At 69.0% G+C, this 17,379-nt stretch carries 15 protein-coding genes and 1 pseudogene; 6 read left to right on the top strand and 10 right to left on the bottom strand.

All coding sequences use genetic code 11. From position 1 onward, the window contains the following. From VF522_RS16075 to VF522_RS16050, 6 genes are all read right to left on the bottom strand, one after another. On the bottom strand, nt 1-890 hold an 890-nt coding region (locus VF522_RS16075), incomplete at its 3' end, for a S1C family serine protease (protein ID WP_330909296.1). A gap of 57 nt (nt 891-947) precedes the next feature. Then, nucleotides 948-1,205, bottom strand: coding sequence for a hypothetical protein (locus VF522_RS16070; protein ID WP_330909295.1), 258 nt, complete (start codon nt 1,203-1,205; stop codon nt 948-950). A 74-nt stretch (nt 1,206-1,279) separates the two neighbouring features. Then, complete coding sequence (locus VF522_RS16065; protein ID WP_330909294.1) at nt 1,280-2,497, bottom strand: branched-chain amino acid ABC transporter substrate-binding protein; 1,218 nt, start codon at nt 2,495-2,497, stop codon at nt 1,280-1,282. 115 nt (nt 2,498-2,612) lie between these two features. Then, nucleotides 2,613-2,909, bottom strand: coding sequence for a hypothetical protein (locus VF522_RS16060; protein WP_330909293.1), 297 nt, complete (start codon nt 2,907-2,909; stop codon nt 2,613-2,615). Continuing rightward, nucleotides 2,909-3,346 (bottom strand): DNA polymerase III subunit chi, encoded by a 438-nt coding sequence (locus tag VF522_RS16055; RefSeq protein ID WP_330909292.1) that lies wholly within the window; start codon nt 3,344-3,346, stop codon nt 2,909-2,911. The genes VF522_RS16060 and VF522_RS16055 overlap by 1 nt, the downstream gene beginning before the upstream one ends. A gap of 10 nt (nt 3,347-3,356) precedes the next feature. After that, nucleotides 3,357-4,868: a leucyl aminopeptidase gene (locus tag VF522_RS16050; RefSeq protein ID WP_330909291.1), complete on the bottom strand. Its 1,512-nt coding sequence runs from the start codon at nt 4,866-4,868 to the stop codon at nt 3,357-3,359. Between the two features lie 42 nt (nt 4,869-4,910). Between VF522_RS16050 and lptF the strand changes: the two genes are divergently transcribed. Genes lptF through VF522_RS16025 form a run of 5 tightly spaced genes read left to right on the top strand, consistent with a single transcriptional unit; the run spans nt 4,911 to nt 9,624 of the window. Then, nucleotides 4,911-6,011 (top strand): LPS export ABC transporter permease LptF, encoded by a 1,101-nt coding sequence (gene lptF, locus VF522_RS16045; RefSeq protein WP_330909298.1) that lies wholly within the window; start codon nt 4,911-4,913, stop codon nt 6,009-6,011. Beyond that, nucleotides 6,008-7,108: an LPS export ABC transporter permease LptG gene (lptG, locus tag VF522_RS16040; protein WP_330909290.1), complete on the top strand. Its 1,101-nt coding sequence runs from the start codon at nt 6,008-6,010 to the stop codon at nt 7,106-7,108. Before lptF ends, lptG begins: the two co-directional genes overlap by 4 nt. After that, nucleotides 7,108-7,467: a CbiX/SirB N-terminal domain-containing protein gene (locus VF522_RS16035; RefSeq protein WP_330909289.1), complete on the top strand. Its 360-nt coding sequence runs from the start codon at nt 7,108-7,110 to the stop codon at nt 7,465-7,467. Before lptG ends, VF522_RS16035 begins: the two co-directional genes overlap by 1 nt. A gap of 43 nt (nt 7,468-7,510) precedes the next feature. Then, nucleotides 7,511-8,458, top strand: a complete 948-nt coding sequence (locus VF522_RS16030; protein WP_330909288.1) for a CysB family HTH-type transcriptional regulator — start codon at nt 7,511-7,513, stop codon at nt 8,456-8,458. An 8-nt stretch (nt 8,459-8,466) separates the two neighbouring features. Further along, on the top strand, nt 8,467-9,624 hold the full coding sequence (locus tag VF522_RS16025; protein WP_414709543.1) for a pyridoxal phosphate-dependent aminotransferase: 1,158 nt from the start codon (nt 8,467-8,469) through the stop codon (nt 9,622-9,624). Between the two features lie 109 nt (nt 9,625-9,733). On the opposite strand, the gene VF522_RS16020 is transcribed toward VF522_RS16025, so the two are convergent. The 4 genes from VF522_RS16020 to VF522_RS16005 all read right to left on the bottom strand — a co-directional run bounded on the left by VF522_RS16020 (nt 9,734) and on the right by VF522_RS16005 (nt 16,952). After that, nucleotides 9,734-10,441 carry a (2Fe-2S)-binding protein gene (locus tag VF522_RS16020; protein WP_330909286.1) on the bottom strand — a complete coding sequence of 236 codons (708 nt, stop codon included), beginning with the start codon at nt 10,439-10,441 and terminating at the stop codon, nt 9,734-9,736. A 93-nt stretch (nt 10,442-10,534) separates the two neighbouring features. Further along, complete coding sequence (gene hrpA, locus VF522_RS16015) at nt 10,535-14,329, bottom strand: ATP-dependent RNA helicase HrpA (protein ID WP_330909297.1); 3,795 nt, start codon at nt 14,327-14,329, stop codon at nt 10,535-10,537. Nucleotides 14,330-14,438: 109 nt separating this feature from the next. After that, nucleotides 14,439-15,674, bottom strand: a complete 1,236-nt coding sequence (locus VF522_RS16010) for a GGDEF domain-containing protein (protein ID WP_330909285.1) — start codon at nt 15,672-15,674, stop codon at nt 14,439-14,441. Between the two features lie 48 nt (nt 15,675-15,722). Beyond that, the gene (locus tag VF522_RS16005; protein ID WP_330909284.1) at nt 15,723-16,952 is read right to left on the bottom strand and encodes a diguanylate cyclase domain-containing protein; all 1,230 of its coding nucleotides are present in this window, start codon (nt 16,950-16,952) and stop codon (nt 15,723-15,725) included. A 103-nt stretch (nt 16,953-17,055) separates the two neighbouring features. On the opposite strand from VF522_RS16005, the pseudogene VF522_RS16000 reads away from it, so the two are divergent. Continuing rightward, nucleotides 17,056-17,379: pseudogene (locus VF522_RS16000) on the top strand (N-acetylglutamate synthase); the annotation flags it as partial.

Here is a 17,379-nt window from a genome sequence, read left to right as displayed (position 1 = left end):
GTGCCGTGGTCGTTGATCTCGTCCACGGCCATGCGCACGCCGTTGTCGTTGTCGCGGCCGTAGTGCGCCTGGGGGCCGGAGAGCGGCGCGGCATGCCCGATGCGCACCACCTGGTAGCCGGCGGGCACCGGCCGCGACGGCGGCAGGGGCATCGTGGGCGCCGTGCGCAATACCGGCGATGTCGACGCCGACGCGCCGCGGGCCACGCGCACCGACAGGCGCACGACCGCCGGCTCGGCGTCGGCCAGGACGTCGACAAACTTGCGCGTGCCCGGATCCGGCGCTGCCGGCCGCAGCTTCGCTTCCGGCAATCCCTGCAGCATCTCCAGCAAGTACGCCGACTTCATGGCGTAGTTCACGTTCTGCGGCAGCGTGCCCGTGACCGCGAGCACGCGCGCGGCATTGAGCGTCGAGGTCACGACGCCGACCACCTGGCCCTCGTCGGTGATCAGCGGCCCGCCGGAGTTGCCGGGCTGGATCGGGTTGGTGATCTGGAACATCAGCGGGTTGTCGCGCATGCCGCTCAGGCTGCTGACCAGCCCATCGGTGACCTTCACTTCCTCGCCCTGGATCAGCGTCTGCGGAAAGCCCAGCGCGTAGACGCGCTCGCCCCGGCGGATGCCCGCGGAGGCCCGGATCGCGAGCACCGCCGCCGGCCGGGTCGCGACGCGCAGGATCGCGAGATCCTTTTCCTTGTCGCTGCGCACCAGCGTCGCCGCGAGCCGCTCGCCCTTCATCGTGACCGCCGTGATCTCCAGCGCGTTCTCCACCACGTGGTAGCTGGTGGCGATGTGGCCCTGCTCCGAGACGAAGAAGCCGCTGCCGGAAGCCTGCGCCGCTGCAGTCGCCGCGGCGAGCAGCGCGAAGAGGAAGGACAGGAAGTTGCGCATGGGCTGTTCCGCGAGCCTAGCCGCCCGGGCTGCAGCGCACAACCTGCATCCTGCCGATCACGGCTGCGCGCGCGGCGCGAGCTTGCGATCGGACGCGTGCACGCCCTGGTCGTAGCCGGCGCCCCAGCGGTTGTACGCCCCGGACCCGTACTGGTCGACGTTTCCGGCGCCCAGCCGCTCCGGCGCCGTGACGTGGTCACCGGGATACGGGACGCCGTCCGCGCGGATCATGACGGCCCCGCGATCGACGGCGCAACCGCACAGCCCGAAGCCCGCCAGGACGAGGACGATCGAAGCCCGATGGGCACGATGCATGGTCTCCTCCACAAAAAAGGGCCGCCTCGCGGCGGCCCTCGTCGAGCATGCGGAATCGCTCCCGCCGCGCGGGATCACTCCAGCGGAGCCTTCTTGGCACCCTTGTAGGTGTACAGGGTGGTCGCGGCGTTCTTCAGTTCGCCGTTCGGCTCGAACGCGATGTTCGCCGTCACGCCCTGGTAGTTGGCCTCGCCCAGCTTCGCGGTGTAGACCTTCGGGTCGGTGGAGTTCGCGCGCTTCATCGCGTCGACCAGCACGAACGTGGCGTCGTAGGTGTACGGGCTGTACACCTGGAACTGGTTCGGGTACTTGGCGTCGTACTTCTGCTTCCAGGCCGTGCCGCCGGGCATCTTGCCCAGCGAGGCGCCGCCTTCGGCGCAGATCACGTTCTCCAGGGACTTGGCGCCCGAGGCGAGCTTGATGATCTCGGAGGTGCAGATGCCGTCGCCGCCGAAGTACTTGACGTTGGTCATGCCCAGCTGGTCCATCTGGCGCAGCATCGGGCCGGCCTGCGGGTCCATGCCGCCGTAGAAGATGGCGTCGGGGCCCTTGGCCTTGATGGCCGTCAGGATGGACATGAAGTCCGTGGCCTTGTCGTTGGTGAACTGCTCGTCCACCACCGTCATGCCCTTGGACTTGGCGGTGTTCTTGAACACCTCGGCGACGCCCTGGCCGTAAGCGGTGCGGTCGTCGATGATCGCGACCTTCTTCAGCTTCAGCTTGTCGGAAGCGTACAGGGCCAGCGCGGCACCCAGCGCGTTGTCGTTCGCGATGATGCGGTAGGTGGTCTTGTAGCCGGGCTTGGTCAGCGCGGGGTTGGTGGCGGCGCCGGTGACGTGCGGGATGCCGCAGTCGTTGTAGACCTTGGAGGCCGGGATGGTGGTGCCGGAGTTCAGGTGGCCCACCACGCCGTTGACCTTGGCGTCGCACAGCTTCTGCGCGGCGGCGGTGCCCTGCTTCGGGTCGGCCGCGTCGTCTTCGGCCTGGATCTCGAAGCGCACCGGCTTGCCGCCGATCTGGATGTTCTGGGAGTTGAGCTCCTCGATGGCCATCCGCACGCCGTTCTCGTTGTCCTTGCCGTAGTGCGCCTGCGCACCGGACAGGGGAGCGACGTGGCCGATCTTGACCACTTCGGCGCCGGCGGGGGCGCTGGACGTCGGGGCGGACGCGGCGGGCGCCGGAGCCGTCGCGGGAGCGGGCGCAGGTGCCGGCGCCTCTTCCTTCTTGCCGCAGCCGGCCATCGTCACCACCACGGCAGCCATCAGGCTGCTCAGGACCAATCCTCTCCGCATAGCACCTCCAGGTAAAAGAAGAGTTGATTATTCGTGAAGCGACGCACATTAACGCAAAACGCGTGCCTCATCCAGAGGGGAAGCGTGGAACGGGCGTGGATGCGTCGCTTCCGCGTCACCCGCCGCGCGGCCCGCGCGTGCCCATTTCTTCGGCGATGGCTTCGGCGACCAGCTGGCGCACGAGGCCTTCGAGGCGTTCGTGCACCAGCGGCATCAGCTGGCTGGTCTGCTCCAGGATCGCGGTGGCGAGGGTCTCGCGCACGCGCCGGTCGAGCACCAGTTCGACGCGCTGCAGGACCCGCTGCACCAATTGCTCCTGCGAGACGCCGGGAGCGGGCGCCAGCGGCACGGGACCCGAATGCACCACTTCCGTGAGGGTGGGCACGTAGCGCGGAGGCGTCTTGCCGGCCATCAGCGCGCCTCCTTCGAGGCGAGGTCGTGCCGCACGATCTGGTAGCCGCGATCGGCGTAATGCTTCCATCGCGCGCGGGCGCGCAGGCGGTCGTCGTCGTCCTGCGTCACCACCTCGATGAGGCGCTCGAAACGCTCGAAGCCCTCGGGAACGGCAGTCCCGAGGTTGACCAGCACCTCCTGGTGCGGCGCGCCGCGCGGCGAATCGGCCAGCACCACCGGCGAGGCGGCCAGCACCTGCGGCTCGGCCGAGTCCAGGTGGCAATGCGGGATGAATTCCACCGTGGAGAAGGTCCAGAGCTCGGTGTCGAGCGAGCGCAACAGCCCGGGCTCGCCCGTGACCACGATGCGCGCGCCGGTGGCCGCCGCCTTGCGCAGGAGCCGGCAGGCATACGCCAGCTTCTCCGGCACGTTGAAGTGGAAGGCGACTTCCGTCATGGTCCCGGCATCAGGCGGCCGCACGGCCCCTGGATTTCGCCGCGGCCTTCTTGCCCGCGGCGCGCTTGCCCGCGGCCGGTGCCGTGCCCACCTGCGCCAGCAGGTATTCGAGCAGCAGTCCGACGGGACGGCCGGTGGCACCCTTCTGGGCGCCCCCCTTCCAGGCCGTTCCGGCGATGTCCAGGTGCGCCCAGGGATAGTTCTGCGTGAAGCGATGCAGGAACTTGGCCGCGACCACCGCGCCGCCGGCGCGGCCGGCGACGTTCGCGACGTCGGCGAAGTTGGTCTTCAGGCCTTCGGCATATTCCTCGTCCAGCGGCAGGCGCCAGCACGGATCGAGGGCCGCATCGCCCGCCGCGAGCAGCTGCTGCGCGAGATCGTCGTCGGTGGCGAACAGGCCGCTGCGGATGCCGCCCAGGGCGATCACGCAGGCGCCGGTGAGCGTCGCGATGTCGATCACCGCGCGCGGCTTGAAGCGCTCGGCATAGGTCAGCGCGTCGCACAGGATCAGCCGGCCTTCGGCGTCCGTATTGAGCACCTCCACGGTCTGGCCGCTGAGCGTCGTGAGGATGTCGCCGGGCTTGTACGAGGCGCCGTCGGGCATGTTCTCGCAGGCCGGGATCAGGCCCACGACGTTGATGCGCGGCTTCAGTTCGGCCAGCGCGCGGAAGGTGCCCAGCACGCTGGCCGCCCCGCCCATGTCGAACTTCATCTCGTCCATCTCGGCCGAAGGCTTGATCGAGATGCCGCCGGTGTCGAAGGTGATGCCCTTGCCCACCAGCACGACCGGCGCCTCGCCCTTGGCCGCGCCCTCGTAGCGCAGCGTGATGAAGCGCAGCGGCTCGGCGGACCCCTTGGCCACGCTCATGAAGGAGCCCATGCCGATGCGCGCGACCTCCTTGGGCCCGAGCACCTCCACCTGCAGCCGGTGCGCCTTGGCCAGCCGGGTCGCCTCCTCGCCCAGGCGGGAGGGCGTGGCGTAGTTGGGCGGCAGGTTGCCCAGCTCACGCGCGAACTCGATGCCGACGGCGGCGGCCTTGGCCCGCGCGAAGGCTTCGCGCTGCGCTCCCGCATCGGCCACGGCGATCACGACCTTCTTCAGTTCGCGCCCTTCGGGCTTGGACTTGGTCGCGACGTAGACGTAGCTGCTGTCGGCGGTGCCGCAGACGGCGGCACGCACGACGTCCGCGCCCGCGCCCTTCGGCAGCAGGATGGTCAGCTTGCGGGCCTTGGAGGAGCGCAGCACGCCGGCGGCGGCCTGCACGGCCTGCTGCACCTTCTTGCCGGAGCCGTCGCCGGCGCCCGCCAGCAGCACGCGCGGGGCGGCGATGCCCTCGCTGCGGTAGGCCTGCAGCAGCTTGCCCGCCTTGGTTTCGAGATCGCCCCCCGCGACGGCCGCACCGGCGAGCCGGGAAACGGGGTCCTTCCCCGCCTGGAAACCGTCGGTGACCAGGACCAGCAGCACGTCGGTCTTTTCCTGCGCCGCTCCCGCCGCATCGAGGGTCTTGAGTTCGAAGTCCATAATCCCTTGTTGTCCGCGCGCTTGCCGCGCTTTGCGCCGCCGATGTTATTCCATTCAACTGTTCGCAAGGAGCTGGCCCGGAGTTTCGGGGCCTCGCTCGTGGTGCTGGTCACGATCATCGTGACCATGACCCTCATCCGCACGCTCAGCATGGCCTCGCGCGGCAGCGTGAACCCGGAGGAGGTGATGATGGTCATGGGCTACACCGTCCTCGGCTACCTGCCCACCGTGCTCACGCTGTCGCTGTTCATCGCGATCGTCGGCACCCTGTCGCGCATGTACCGCGACAGCGAGATGGTGATCTGGTTCTCCGCCGGCCGCGGCCTGTCGGCCCTGGTCAAGCCCCTGTTCAAGTTCGCCTGGCCGGTGCTGGTGGTGATCGCCCTGCTCGCCCTCGTGGTCTGGCCCTGGGCCAACCAGCAGACGCAGGAACTGAAGGAGCGCTATGGCCGCCGCGGCGACCTCGAGCGGGTCGCGCCCGGCCAGTTCCAGGAGTCGGCCAGCGGCCGGCGCGTGTTCTTCCTGGACAAGGACACGCCGGACAACAAGTCCGGCCGCAACATCTTCATTTCCACCATGGAGCGCGACCGCGAGACGGTGACGTCCGCCCGCAGCGGGCACATCGAGACCATCGGCGACAGCCAGTTCCTGCTGCTGTCCAACGGCCAGCGGCTGGAGCAATCGCTCAAGGGCGAGGGCCTGCGCATCAGCGAGTTCGAGCAGCACGGCACGCGCGTGAAGGACGAAGGCATCCTTCCCGGCAGCGAGGGACCGTCGAAGGCGCGCTCGACGCTCTCGCTGATCTTCGACTGGACGCCCACCAACCGGGCGGAACTGGCCTGGCGCCTCGGCCTCGCCCTGGCCGCCGTCAATTTCGTGCTGCTGGCCGTCACCGTGTCCAGCGTGAACCCGCGCGTGGGCCGCAGCGGCAACCTGGTGTTCGCGCTGTTCTCCTTCGTCGTGTACTTCAACCTGCTGAACCTCGGCCAGAGCTGGATCGCGCGCGAGGTCGCCGGCTTCTTCGGCTTCCTGCTGCTGCTGCATGGCGGCACCTTCCTCTTCGCGGTGCTCTGGCTGTCCAAGCAGCACAACAACTGGAGCGTCGCGCCGGTGATGCGCCGCCTGCGGGAACGCAAGGCATGAAGACGATCCGCCGCCTGATCTACGTGGAGGTGGTGCAGTCCGTCGCCTTCGTGAGCGTCGGCTTCCTGGCCCTGTTCTTCTTCTTCGACTTCGTCGAGGAACTGTCGAACCTCGGGCGCGGCATCGAGCCGTACCGGATGACGCAGGCACTGGTCTTCGTCGCCCTGCGCCTGCCGAACCACCTCTACGAACTGCTGCCCATCGCCGTGCTGATCGGCACCATCTTCGTGATGGCGCGCTTCGCCCAGAGCTCCGAGTACACGATCCTGCGCACCAGCGGCCTCGGCCCCTGGCGGGCGCTGCGCACGCTGCTGCTCCTGGGCCTCGGCTTCACGATCCTGACCTTCGCCGCCGGCGACTACCTGGCCCCGCTCAGCGACCGCACCGGCCAGCTGCTCAAGGCGCGCATGTCCGGCGGCCTGTCGGTGGGCACCACCGGCGCGTGGCTCAAGGAACGGCAGCGCTATTCCTCCTTCAACGTCAACGTCAGGCGGCTCACCTCCGAGGGCCAGATGCAAAGCGTGCGGATCTTCGAGGCCGACTCGCGCGGCTACATGGTGTCGATCACCCAGGCGGCGCGCGGGACCTTCAGCGATGCCGGCTGGCTGCTGCAGGACGTCGACCGGCAGGAGTTCAACAGCGGCGACGGCAAGGCCACGCGCGTGGAACACCTGAAGCTGCCCGCCATGCGCTGGCCGACGGAGATCACGCAGGAGATGGTGTCGGTGGCCCTGCTCAAGCCGGACCGCATGAGCACCATCGCGCTGTTCCAGTACATCCGCCACCTCGAGGCGAACGCGCAGACCTCGCAGCGCTACGAGATCGAGTTCTGGCGCAAGGTGTTCTACCCGCTCTCCTGCCTGGTGATGGTGGTGCTGGCCCTGCCCTTCGCCTATCTCCATTTCCGCTCCGGCGGGATCACCAGCTACGTGTTCGGCGGCGTGCTGATCGGCATCAGCTTCTTCCTGCTGAACAACGTGTTCGGCTACATCGGCAACCTGCAGAACTGGCTGCCCTGGGTGGCCGCCGGCTCGCCGGGCCTGATCTACATGGTGATCTCGCTGGCCGCCTTCAGCTGGCTGGTCTTGCGCCGCTGATGGGCAAGGCCATCGTCCTGTTCGGCCACGGCTCGCGGGATCCGCTGTGGCGACTCCCGATGGAAACTGTCGCCGCCCGCCTGCGCGCCATGCAGCCGGGCACGCCCGTGCGCTGCGCCTATCTCGAACTCGATGCGCCCGACCTGCCCACCGCCGCACGGGAACTGGCCGGCCTCGGCGCCGATCACGTGACCGTCGTGCCGATGTTCCTGGGCACCGGCCGCCACGCGCGCGAGGATTTGCCGGTGTTGGTGCGGGCGCTGGAAGCGGAGCATCCCCGTGTGGCTTTCGTCCTGCAGAAGCCCGTCGGCGAGGACGGTCGGGTCGTGGAACTGATCGCAAAGATTGCCCTGGAATAAAGACACAAGGCATAATGAATTTCTCTCTTAGAAGAAATTCGGTATGAATCTGCATCAGTTTCGCTTCGTCCAGGAGGCGGTGCGGCGCAACCTGAACCTGACGGAAGCGGCGAAGGCGCTCCACACCTCCCAGCCGGGCGTGTCGAAAGCCATCATCGAGCTGGAGGACGAGCTGGGCGTGGAGATCTTCGCCCGGCATGGCAAGCGGCTGAAGCGGGTGACCGAACCCGGCCAGCACGTGCTCAAGAGCATCGAACTCATCATGCGAGAGGTCGGCAACCTCAAGCGCATCGGCGAACAGTTCAGCGCCCAGGACAGCGGGACGCTCTCCATCGCCACCACCCACACGCAGGCCCGCTACGTGCTCCCGCTGCCGGTGGCCAAGCTGCGAGAGCTCTATCCCAAGGTGTCGGTCAGCCTGCACCAGGGCTCGCCCGACCAGGTCGCGCGCATGGTCCTCGACGAGGTCGCCGAGATCGGCATTGCGACCGAGTCGCTGTCCGACTACCCCGACATCGTGACCCTTCCCTGCTACGAGTGGCAGCACGTGCTGGTGCTCCCGGTGTCGCACCCCCTGGCCAAGAAGGAGCGGGTGAACCTGGAAGACATCGCGGCCGAGCCGCTGGTGACCTACCACCCTTCCTTCACCGGCCGCACCCGCATCGACGCCGCCTTCGCGCAGAAGAAGCTGCAGCCGCGGATCGCGCTGGAAGCGATCGACTCCGACGTGATCAAGACCTACGTGCGCCTGGGCCTGGGCGTCGGCATCGTCGCCGAGATGGCGGTGCGCGAGGACGCGGGCAACAACGACGACCTCGCCGTGCGGCCGCTGGGACAGCTGTTCGGGCAGAACGTCGCGCGGGTGGCGTTCAAGCGCGGCGCCTACCTGCGAAACTTCGTCTACCGCTTCGCCGAACTGCTTTCCGACCGCCTGGACCGCAACCTCATCGCCAAGGCCATGAGCGGCCACGGCCACGATTACGATCTCTGACCATGCCGATGTCCGAACGCACCCCGCCCCTCCAGACCAAGTTCCCCACGATGGGGACGACCATCTTCACCGTGATGTCCGCCCTCGCGACCGAAAAGGGCGCGGTCAACCTGGGCCAGGGCTTCCCCGATTTCGAATGCGACCCCAAGCTGGTCGACGCGGTGGACGAGGCCATGCGCAAGGGCCTCAACCAGTACCCGCCCATGACGGGCATCCCGGTGCTGCGCGAGGCGGTCGCTTCCAAGATCGAGGCGCTCTACGGCCGCAAGTACGACCCCGCCACGGAGATCACCATCACCGCCGGCGCCACCCAGGCCATCATCACCGCGGTGCTGGCCCTCGTGAAGCCGGGCGACGAAGTGATCGTGCTGGAGCCCTGCTACGACAGCTACGTGCCCAACATCGAGCTGGCCGGAGGCAAGGTGGTGCGCGTGCCGCTCACGCCCGGCACCTTCCGCCCCGACTTCGCCAGGATCTCCGCCGCCCTTTCGTCGCGCACGCGCGCGATCATGATCAACTCTCCGCACAACCCGAGCGGCACGGTGTGGACCCGCGAGGAGATGCTGCAGCTGCAGGACCTGCTGGCGCCGACCGACGTCTTCGTGATCAGCGACGAGGTCTACGAGCACATGGTGTTCGACGGCCAGCTGCACCAGAGCGCGGCGCGCTTCCCGGGCCTGGCCGCGCGCTCGGTCATCGTCTCCAGCTTCGGCAAGACCTACCACGTCACCGGCTGGAAGGTCGGCTACGTCGCCGCGCCGGCGCCGCTGACGGCCGAATTCCGCAAGGTGCACCAGTTCAACGTGTTCACCGTGAACACGCCGATGCAGTTCGGCCTGGCGAGCTACATGGCGTCGCCCGAGCCCTACCTGCAGCTGCCCGCCTTCTACCAGCGCAAGCGCGACCTGTTCCGCGAAGGCCTGGCGCGCACGCGTTTCAAGCTGCTGCCCAGCGAAGGCACCTACTTCCAGTGCGTCGAGATCTCCAGGGTCAGCGACCTGAAGGAAGACGACTTCTGCAAGTGGCTCACCACCGAGCTCGGCGTCGCGGCGATCCCGCTGTCGGCGTTCTACGGCAACGGGTTCGACCAGCGGGTGGTGCGGTTCTGCTTCGCGAAGAAGGACGAGACGCTGCGCATGGCGCTGGAGCGCCTGGCGAAGCTCTGAACCGTCATCCCCGCGGAGGCGGGGACCCAGCGCATGGAAGCAAGGCCGCCAGGTGGCGGCCTTTTTCATTCGGGAGCCCCGGATTCCCGCCTTCGCGGGAATGACGCGATCAACACTGAACGGGGTTCTTGCAGAACCTCGTCAGCTCCCGCACGACGCTCTGCCCCGCCACCGCATTCTTCGCGTTCGGCCCGACGTCCAGGCTGAGCTTCATCTCGTATTTGCGGAAGAACTGGTCGAACAGTTCGCCCCCGAGCGTCGCGTGGGCGGTGAGCGTGTCGGCCTTCGGCTCGTGCTCCAGCAGCACGGCGCACAGGGGCTGCTTGGCCGGTCCCGACAGCACCTCGGCGCCCCGCGCCGGGTCGTACTGGCTGTGTTCCGCGCAGCAGTGGATCAGTCCGTCCTGCACGCCGCGTTGCGCGCGCGTCTTGCGGAAGCTGATGAAGCTCACGTCCTTGGTCGGATACACGAGCTGGTGGGCGCAGATCGCCGAGAAGGCGACGATGCTGCGGTTGCGCCCCACCCCTCCGGGCCAGCTGTAGGCGCTGCGATCCTGCGTGCTCACGGAGTACGCGGCGACCGGCCGGCCGAGATCGAGCAGGAAAACGGGGGTGGCTTCGAAGGGGTAGTGGAAGACGTAGTTCAGCTGCGGCTTCAGCCCGGACGCTTTCAGCGGCTCCCCGCGCTCGTCGACCAGCAGGGCGCGCGGATATTCCTTCGGCCTGGCAGTGGCGGCCCAGGCGTCCTGAAAGCCCCCGGCGGCGGTCAGGCCTGCGGCACCCGCCGAGCAGGATCCCAGGAAACTGCGTCGATCCATCTGCACACCTCTTGCTCCGGTCACCTTAGCCCGGGTAGGCCGGACCGGCATCCGGCTTTCTACCGCAGTCGAACGTATCGGCTTGCAAAGCCGTCAGCTTTGCAGCTGGCCCCAGACCTTGTCGAGCCGCTTCACACTGACCGGCTGCGGCGTGCGCAGTTCCTGGGCGAAGAAACTGATGCGCAGCTCCTCCAGCAGCCAGCGGAAATCCTCCATGCGCTCGTCGGTGGCGCCCTTGCGTTCGGACACGAGGCGCCAGTAGCGCTGCTCCTGCGGCCTGAGTTCGGCCAGGCGCGCGGAGTCGCGTGCCGGATCGGCGCGCAGCTTGTCGAGACGCAGCACGATGCCCTTGAGGTAGCGCGGAAGATGCTGCAGGCGCGTCCACGGCGTCGACGACAGGAACCGCTTCGGGAGCAGCCGCTGCAGCTGCTGCGCCGCATCGGCGCTGGCATCGGGCTGGATCTTCGTTTCCTTGATCTTGCGGGCGGCAGCCGCGTACTCGACGAGGATCGTGCCCGCCAGCCGCGCGACCTCGTTGGCGATCAGCGTGAGGCGGCCACGGCCCTCGTCCAGCCGGCGCTGGAAGCCGGCCGCGTTCGCCGGCAGCGGATCGAGCAGGAAGGCACGGTCCAGCGCCACTTCGATGACCTGCTCGCGCAGCTCCTCCAGCGTACCCAATGGCATGTACGCCACCGCCATCTTCTGCAGGTCGGGGATGTTCTTTTCGAGGTACTTCAGCGCATCGCGCAGCTGCAGCGCGAACAGGCGCCGCAGGCCGGCGCGGTGCTTCGACGCGGCGACCTCGGGCTCGTCGAACACCTCGATCGCGACCGCGTCGCCCTTGTCGATCAGCGCCGGGAAGCCGACCAGGCTGGTGCCGCCCTTGCGGACCTCCATGAGTTCGGGGAGCTCGCCGAAAGACCACGCGGTGTGTTTCTTGTCTCCTCCCCCCTCCGGGGTGAGGTTGGGAGGGGGGCGCTGCGAGCTGCGATCTTGCGCCGGCGCCGGAGCGCCCCCACCCTGCCCTCCCCCGGAGGGGGAGGGAGAAGAGGCAACCTTGAGACCCGCCAGCGCCTGGAACGCCCCTCGCGCCTTCGCCCCGAGCTCCGCCTTCAGCGCACCCAGGTTGCGGCCGATCCCCAGCTGGCGGCCATGCTCGTCGACCACGCGCAGGTTCATGAACAGGTGCGCGGGCACCATGTCCAGCTTGAAGTCCGTGCGCTTCACGTCGAGGCTGGTCTCGTCGCGCACCTGTTTCAGCAGGACGTCCGTGAGGCTGCCGTGCGCGAAGCGCTCCGGCGTGGTCAGCTCGCCGGCGATGCGCGCGGCCGATTCGGGCAGCGGCACGAAGCGCGAGCGGGGCTTTTGCGGCAGGCTCTTGAGCAAGGCCTGGATCTTGTCCTTCAGCATGCCCGGCACCAGCCACTCGGCGCGGTCCTCGTTCACCTGGTTCAGGACGAACAGCGGCACCGTGACCGTCAGGCCGTCGCGCGGATCCCCCGGCTCGTGCAGGTAGGCCGCGGCGCAGTCCACGCCCCCCAGCTTGACGATCTTCGGGAAGGCATTACTGGTGATGCCGGCCGCCTCGTGCCGCATCAGCTCCTCGCGCGTGAGCTTCAGCAGGTCCGGTTTCGCCCGGCTCGCCTCGCGGTACCAGCCCTCGAAGGTGTGGCCGCTGTACACGTCCTTGGGCACCTGCTGGTCGTAGAAGGCGTAGATCAGTTCCTCGTCCACCAGCACGTCCTGCCGGCGCGACTTGTGTTCCAGCTCCTCGACCTGCTTGACCAGCTTCTGGTTGGCGCCCAGGAACGGCAGCCGCGTCTCCCATTCGCCTTCCACGAGACCTTCGCGCAGGAAGATCTCGCGCGCGCCCTGCAGGTCGGCGCGCGCGAACGGCACGCGCCGGCCGCTGTAGATCACGAGGCCGTACAGCGTGGCCCGCTCCAGCGCCACCACCTCCGCCGCCTTCTTCTCCCAGTGCGGATCGAGCAGCTGCTTCTTCAGCAGGTGGCCGGCGACCTCCTCCACCCACTGCGGGTCGATGTTGGCGATGCCGCGGCCGAACAGGCGGGTGGTCTCCACCAGTTCCGCGCTGACGATCCAGCGTCCCGGCCGCTTCCTCAGGTGGGCGCCGGGATGCGGATGGAACTTGATGCCGCGCGCCCCGAGGTAGGCCGGATCCTCTTCCAGCTTGAAGCCGATGTTGCCCAGCAGGCCCGACAGCATCATCTTGTGCAGCTGCTCGTAGCTGGCCGGCTGCTCGTTCAGGCGCCATTTGTGCTCCGTGACCACCGTCAGCAGCTGGCTGTGCACGTCGCGCCATTCGCGCACCCGGCGCACGTTGATGAAGTTCTGCCGCAGCAGCTGCTCGTACTGCCGGTTCGAGAGCTTGTGCTCCTTGCCGTGGCCGCCGCGCGATTCGTCGAGCCACTGCCACAGCTTCAGGTAGCCGGAGAACTCGCTCTTCTCGTCGTCGAACTGCGCGTGCTTCTGGTCGGCCTGCGCCTGCAGTTCCAGCGGCCGGTCGCGCACGTCCTGCAGCGAGAGCGCCGAGGCGATCACCAGCACTTCCTGCAGCGCGCCGCGCTGGCGCGCTTCCAGGATCATGCGGCCCACGCGCGGGTCGAGCGGCAGCCTTGCGAGCTCGCCGCCCATGGGCGTGAGCTCGTTGTCGTCGCCCACCGCGCCCAGTTCGTTGAGCAAGTCGTAGCCGTCGGCGATCGCGCGCCGCGCCGGCGCGTCGATGAAGGGGAAATCCTCCACCCCCCCGAGGTGCAGCGACTTCATGCGCAGGATCACGCCGGCCAGCGAGGACCGCAGGATCTCCGGATCGGTGAAGCGCGGGCGCGCGGCGAAATCCTGCTCGTCGTAGAGGCGGATGCAGATGCCGTTGGCCACGCGGCCGCAGCGGCCCGCGCGCTGGTTGGCCGCCGCCTGGCTCACGGACTCGACGAGCAGCTGTTCCACCTTGCTGCGGAAGCTGTAGCGCTTCACGCGCGCGGTGCCGGTGTCGATCACGTAGCGGATGCCGGGCACGGTCAGCGAGGTCTCGGCCACGTTGGTGGCCAGCACGATGCGCCGTCCGCCGTGGCTGTCGAACACGCGGTCCTGCTCCGCCTGCGACAGGCGCGCGAACAGCGGCAGCACTTCGGCGTTGCGCGTGAGCGGGTCGTGCGATAGGTGCTTGCGCAGGTGGTCCGCCGCCTCGCGGATCTCGCGCTCGCCCGGCAGGAACACCAGGATGTCTCCCGGCGCATTGCCCCGCCACAGCTCGTCGACCCCGTCGGCGATCGCGTCGTTCAGGTCGAAGTCGCGCGATTCCTCGAAGGGCCGCCAGCGATGCTCCACCGGAAAGGTGCGGCCCGACACGTAAATCACCGGCGCCGGCCCCTGCTTGGATGCGAAGTGCTGCGCGAAACGCTCGGCGTCGATCGTCGCCGAGGTCACCACCACCTTCAGGTCCGGCCGGCGCGGCAGCAGCTGGCGCAGGTATCCGAGCAGGAAGTCGATGTTGAGGCTGCGCTCGTGCGCCTCGTCGATGATGATCGTGTCGTAGGCCTTCAGCAGCGGGTCCGACTGGGTCTCGGCCAGCAGGATGCCGTCGGTCATGAGCTTCACCGAGGCATCGCGCGCGAGCCGGTCCTGGAAGCGAACCTTGAAGCCGACCACCTCGCCCAGCGGCGTCTGCAGCTCCTGCGCGATGCGCTTGGCCACGCTGGACGCGGCGATCCGGCGCGGCTGCGTGTGGCCAATCAGGCGGCCCTTCCCGTCCGGGGCATTGAGCTTGCCGCGCCCCATCGCCAGGGCGATCTTGGGCAGCTGCGTGGTCTTGCCGGAGCCGGTCTCGCCGCAGACGATCACCACCTGGTGGGCGGCCATCGCGGCCATGATCTCCTCGCGCCGGGCGGAGACGGGGAGGTTCTCGGGAAAGGTGATGTTCAACGGGGAAGGCAAGGCGGCACGGCTCGAAAGGCCGTGATTATCCGACGCCGCGCGCTCAGGCTGCCCAGGCGGCCAGGTCGGCCCAGTCCGTCTGCAGCTCGGCGATCTGCCCCGCGTCCTGGTCGAAGAAGGCCAGGCGGCTGCCGTAGGTCCAGGCGGTGCGGGCCATGGCCCGCGCCGTCGAGATCGCCTGCGCCGGGCGCACCTGCGTGTTGGTCACCAGCACGCCGATGCCGATCTCCGCTTCCCAGACCGTCCGGGCCGCCTCCAGCCCGGCGGGATCGCGGCTCACGCTGAGCGACACCGGCCGCACCATGCGGTTGCGGATCTGCTGCGCCAGCTGCGCGACGCGCTGCAGGTCGCCCGCGTTGGGCACGAGCAGCAGGAAGCCATCCTCGGACAGGCGCCCCATTTCCACGTACTGAGGCACCGTGCGCCGCAGGCGGCTCGCGCAGATGAACAGCGCGTGGTTGAACGCCGCCCGGCCATGCAGGTTCTCCAGCGCGTACAGGTTGGCGATGCAGATCGCGATCACGCCGATCGGCCGCGCTTCCGCATCGCGATGGAAGAAGATGTCGCCGACCATCTGCCCGGTCTCGCTGTGCGAGCGCATGCGCGTCACCGGGTCGTAGCTGGGACCGTGCGCCAGCACCTCCGACAGTTCCAGCAGGTAGGAATAGCGCGCCCACAGCACCACCGCGATGACGCACAGGTAGACCACGCCCGCCGTCGCGCTGAGCGCGTGCACCGGCCACGCCGTGGTGCGGTTCATGGCGATCCAGCTGAGGCCGGCGAGCGCGACGAGCATGCACACGATGCCGGCGACGGCGACCCACCCTGCGCGATCGCCGCGCAGGGCGCCGCGGATCGTCACCAGCAGCATCCCCGCGCCGATCGCGAACGCCGTGACGGAGCTGAGCACCAGGGCCGCCGGCGCCTCCAGCATCCAGCCGGCGGCCAGCACCAGCAGCCCCGAGGCGACCAGCAGCGCCATCGCCCGGCCGCCGACGGCCCGCTGGCGCAGCATGCCGAGCGTCGACATCAGCATCAGGGCGAGGCACACGGCGGTGGCGATCGCCACGTGCGCCAGCACGCGCGCCTCCACGCCGACGTCGTGCAGCGGCAGCCACCCCAGGTAGGCGACGACGAAAGCGGCGGACACCACGGAGGTCACGCCCGCCATGAGGGCGACACGGCGGTGCGAGCGCGCGAATGCGGCGAGCGAGATCACCAGCATCAGCGTCGCCGTGCAGAAAAAGGCTCCCCAGAAGCCCGCGGCCACCACGTCCATCCGCCGACGATAACAAACCGCCGGGCTGCCCGCCAGCAGGCCAGGCGTTTATGCCACCAGCAGGGGCGGATCTTCCTGGGGCAGTTCGGCGATCTGGCCGGCTTCGGCGTCGAAGAAGGCGACCCGCGAGGGGTAGCTCCAGGCGGTGCGCGCCATGGCCCGGACCGTCGACACGGCCTGGGCGGGACGCGTCCGGGTGCTGGTCGCCAGCAGGCCCACCCCCACGTCGGCCGCCCAGGTGGTGCCCGCCGCGCCGAAGCGGCCGGGTTCGCGGCCGGTGCTCAGGGACACCGGGCGCGAGAGGCGTTCGTGGATCTGGCGCGCCAGCTGGCCCAGGGCGCGCAGGTCCTCCATGCTGCGGGTCAGCAGCAGGAAGCCGTCGTCGCCGAGCCGCCCCATGTCGACCGTCTGCGGGACGCAGCGGCGCAGGCGGCCGGCGCAGACGAACAGCGCATGGTTGAAGGCGGCGCGGCCGTGCAGGTTCTCCAGCGCATAGAGGTTGGCGATGCACACCGCCAGCACGCCGACCGGCCGCGCCTCGGCATCGCGGTGGAAGAAGATGTCGCCCACCATCTGCCCGGTCTCGCTGTGCGAGCGCATGCGGGTCACGGGGTCGTAGCTGGGCCCCTGCGCCATCACTTCGGCGAGCTCCAGCAGGTAGGAATAGCGCGCCCAGGTGGCGGCGCCCATCACGGTCAGGAAGCCCATCCCCGCGAGGGCGGTGAAGGCGTGCACGGGCCAGGCCGCGTTGCGGTCGAGGGCGAGCCAGCTGAGGCCCCCCTGCGCCAGCAGCAACAGGCCCATGCCCGCCACCGTGGACTTGCCGACGCGATTGCCCTCGGCCGCCGCCCGCAGGGAGACGATCAGCATCAACGCCCCCATGCACAGGCTTGCGATCCAGCTCACGAGCAGCGCCTGCACCGGCTCCAGCACCCAGCCGATCCCGATCACGCTCGCGGCCAGCACCACCACGGGCACGACGAAGCGCAGCAGCAGTTCCTTGCCGCGCAGGACGCCCAGCAGGGACAGCAGCATCGGCGACAGCACCACCGTCGCGAACATGGCGACGTGCGCGAGCAGGCGCGCGCCGTCGGCGCCCTCCTCCGGCGGCAGCCAGCCCAGGAAGGCGATGACGAAAGTGGCCGGGACGACGGCGGACAGGCCCGCGATCAGCGCGACGCTGCGGCGGGAACGGAGGAAAGCGGCGAGGGAGACGGCCAGCATGAGGGCCGCGGTCCCGAAGAAGGCCCCCCAGAACCCGGCGGCGATCGGATCCATGGCGCGCACGATAACGCAAACGGCCGGGGCCCGGCCCAAGGGGTTCCCTTACACTGTCGCGTCGAGTCCTCACGGCGCCTCGCCGCGCCCCTGCCGCCGCCGAATGTCCGCGATCTTCAACTTCACCTTCGTGCCCTGGTTCCGCTCGGTGGCGCCGTACATCCACATGCACCGGGGCAAGACCTTCGTGGTGGGCATGGCGGGCGAGGCGGTCGCCGCCGGCAAGCTGCAGCACATCGCGCAGGACCTCGCACTGATCCAGAGCATGGGCGTCAAGGTGGTGCTGGTGCACGGCTTCCGGCCGCAGGTGAACGAGCAGCTCAAGGCCAAGGGCCACGCCGCGCGCTACTCGCACGGCATGCGCATCACCGACGAAGTCGCGCTCGACTCGGCCCAGGAGGCCGCGGGCCAGCTGCGCTACGAGATC

The sequence above is a fragment of the Ramlibacter sp. genome (genome assembly GCF_036383835.1).
Taxonomy (GTDB): Bacteria; Pseudomonadota; Gammaproteobacteria; order Burkholderiales; family Burkholderiaceae_C; genus Ramlibacter.
Note: the sequence above shows the minus strand (reverse complement) of the source record. Positions and strands in the feature narration are given on the sequence as shown.